We start from the raw sequence: 1,361 nt of genomic DNA on the forward strand, positions 1-1,361 counted from the left end.
AAAACCAGAGCCATAATATATGTGTTAAACAATATAAACTGGAGGCTAACATGTACAAACATAACATACTTTTCATTGGCTTAGATACCCATAAAATCTCAACAGAAGTGGCGCACATAGAAGACCAGCGTGGCGCAAAGCCCATTCATTATGGCAAAGTAAAAACCACCAAAGCAGCCATTACAAAATTGGCTCGGCAATATCAATCCAAATACCCACAGGCAACGCTGCATTTTGTTTATGAAGCAGGCCCCTGTGGCTATTGGATTTACCGACTACTGACCAGCTTAGGCCATTGCTGCTATGTCGTTGCCCCCTCATTAATTCCTAAGAAACCAGGAGATAAAGTAAAAACCGACAAACGTGATGCACTCAAATTGGCCAAACTGCTTAAAGATGAAGAGTTAACCCCTATTTATGTGCCAGAGCCTGAAGACGAAGCAATACGTGACTTATCAAGGGCAAGAGAAACGGCGATGAAAGACTTAAAGGACGCTAAATATCAACTTAAGGCGCTATTCTTACGTAATAACATTAACTGTAAGGTCAATGATAACTGGTCACTGCAACACCTTCGTTGGTTGACCGAGCTCATTTTACCTCACCCAAGCCAACAAATCGTTTTGCAAGAAATGATACAAATAATCACTGAGCGCATTCAGCGAGAAAAACGCCTTGCCAATGAGTTATTTCATCAGGTGAAGTCGTGGCGGTTTTACCCCGTGGTTAAAGCGCTTCAAGCGTTAAGAGGTGTTCGACTGCTTATCGCCACCGGTATTGTCGCTGAGCTGGGCGATTTAAGACGCTTTGACCACCCAAGAAAACTCATGTCTTATCTAGGATTAGTCTCAAAAGAGCACAGCAGTGCTGATAATCGGCGATTAGGCGGTATTACCAAATGTGGTAATGGACGAGCAAGGCGTTTACTTGTCCAAGGCGCTCATACTTATAAACACAAAGCCAATATATCGACAGAATTACAAAAGCGTCAGGAAGGTTTACCCAAAGAAATCACCGACATTGCATGGCAGGCCCAACTAAGGTTGTGCCGACGATACAACCGATTGCTGAGCAGAGGAAAACATCGCAATGTTGTGGTGATAGCCATTGCCCGAGAGATGGCTGCTTACCTGTGGGCTATTGCTCGTGAGGTTGTCATTACACCGGTTAATACACGATTAAGAATATCGAGAGTACCTGCATGATAAAAAGTTTTGAGTTAGCGTATTGGGTCAAGCATCGGCTGTGGCATAACCACCGAGGGCGTTAGGCTGGCAACGGTATTTATTATCGTTGAACCACGAGCATAGACTGAAATCAGGTGCCACGACGGAATAAGTAAGGTAGGCGCTGCTAACCAA

1 protein-coding gene is annotated in these 1,361 nt (G+C 44.2%); it reads left to right on the forward strand.

Annotated elements, in window-relative coordinates; all coding sequences use genetic code 11:
- Positions 1–50: 50 nt before the first annotated feature.
- The gene (locus ASU03_RS18570; protein WP_057833249.1) at positions 51–1,205 is read left to right on the forward strand and encodes an IS110 family transposase; all 1,155 of its coding nucleotides are present in this window, start codon (positions 51–53) and stop codon (positions 1,203–1,205) included.
- Positions 1,206–1,361: the final 156 nt, after the last annotated feature.

Origin of the sequence: Colwellia sp. TT2012, assembly GCF_001440345.1 — a bacterium.
In the GTDB taxonomy this organism is placed as follows: Bacteria; Pseudomonadota; Gammaproteobacteria; order Enterobacterales; family Alteromonadaceae; genus Colwellia.

Bases quoted from the DNA above. Each gene is read 5' to 3' on its own strand.
- ASU03_RS18570 (WP_057833249.1), top strand. From the start codon at position 51: ATGTACAAACATAACATACTTTTCATTGGCTTAGATACCCATAAAATC.